Source organism: Ruegeria sp. CE12 (genome assembly GCF_056537525.1).
On record NZ_JBQFRS010000035.1, the window covers coordinates 1 to 1,776 of the forward strand.

Consider the following 1,776-nt stretch of genomic DNA (forward strand, 5'->3'; position numbering starts at 1 on the left):
ATGAAGATGACGACAGAAGAGGCCTTTGTTAAGGTATTGCAGATGCATGGTATTGAGCATGCGTTTGGTATTATTGGTTCTGCGATGATGCCGATTTCGGATTTGTTTCCGAAGGCTGGCATCATGTTCTGGGACTGCGCGCACGAGGGGTCTGGCGGCATGATGGCCGACGGCTACACCCGCGCGACCGGCAAGATGTCGATGATGATCGCGCAGAACGGCCCCGGCATCACCAACTTTGTCACCGCTGTGAAGACCGCCTACTGGAACCACACCCCGGTTCTGCTGGTCACCCCGCAGGCGGCCAACAAGACCATCGGTCAGGGCGGCTTCCAGGAGATGGAGCAGATGCGCATGTTCGCGGACTGCGTGGCCTATCAGGAAGAAGTCCGTGATCCGTCGCGTGTTGCCGAAGTCCTGAACCGCGTGATCATGAACGCCAAGCGCGCCAGCGCCCCGGCTCAGCTGAACATCCCGCGTGACATGTGGACCCAGGTTGTCGACATCGAACTGCCCAAGATCGTTGATTTCGAGCGTCCTTCGGGCGGCGAAGACGCGGTGGCTGCTGCTGCCGAAATGCTGTCGAACGCAAAGAACCCGGTCATCCTGAACGGTGCCGGCGTTGTTCTGGCCGAAGGCGGCATCGAAGCGTCGAAAGCCCTGGCCGAGCGTCTGGACGCCCCGGTCTGCGTTGGCTACCAGCACAACGACGCCTTCCCCGGCTCGCACCCGCTGTTTGCTGGCCCGCTGGGCTATAACGGCTCGAAAGCCGGTATGGAGCTGATCTCGGAAGCCGACGTTGTTCTGGCTCTGGGCACCCGCCTGAACCCCTTCTCGACCCTGCCCGGCTATGGCATCAACTACTGGCCTGCGGATGCAAAGATCATTCAGGTCGACATCAACCCTGACCGCATCGGCCTGACCAAGGACGTCAGCGTCGGCATCATCGGTGATGCGGCCAAGGTTGCCAACGGCATCCTGTCCCAGCTGAGCGATACCGCCGGTGACGAAGGTCGCCAGGAGCGCAAGGACCGTATCGCCCAGAAGAAATCCGCATGGGCGCAGGAACTGACCTCGATGACCCACGAGGACGACGATCCGGGCACCACCTGGAACGAGCGTGCACGTGCCGCCAAGCCTGACTGGATGAGCCCCCGTATGGCATGGCGCGCAATCCAGGCCGCACTGCCGAAAGAGGCAATCATCTCGTCCGACATCGGCAACAACTGCGCCATCGGCAACGCCTACCCGTCCTTCGAAGACGGCCGCAAATACCTGGCCCCCGGCCTGTTCGGCCCCTGTGGCTACGGCCTTCCGGCGGTTGTCGGCGCCAAGATCGGCTGCCCCGATGTTCCGGTTGTCGGCTTTGCCGGTGACGGTGCCTTTGGTATCGCCGTGAACGAACTGACCGCGATTGGCCGCGAAGAATGGCCTGCCGTGACCCAGATCGTTTTCCGCAACTACCAGTGGGGCGCGGAAAAGCGGAACTCGACCCTGTGGTTCGATGACAACTTCGTCGGCACCGAACTGGACACCAAAGTGTCTTACGCCGGTATCGCACAGGCCTGTGGCCTGAAAGGTGTTGTCGCCCGCACCCAGGAAGAGCTGACCGCGGCGCTGAACCAGGCGATCGAGGACCAGAAGAACGGCATCACCACGCTGATCGAAGCCCTGATCAACCAGGAACTGGGTGAACCCTTCCGCCGCGACGCCATGAAAAAACCCGTCGCAGTCGCAGGCATCGACGCAAACGACATGACACCACAAGAGGCGTAA

1 protein-coding gene is annotated in these 1,776 nt (G+C 61.4%); it reads left to right on the top strand.

Translation table 11 applies throughout. The features are described 5' to 3' along the window. On the top strand, positions 1–1,776 hold a 1,776-nt coding region (gene xsc / locus ACR0IO_RS22895), incomplete at its 5' end, for a sulfoacetaldehyde acetyltransferase (protein ID WP_170337273.1).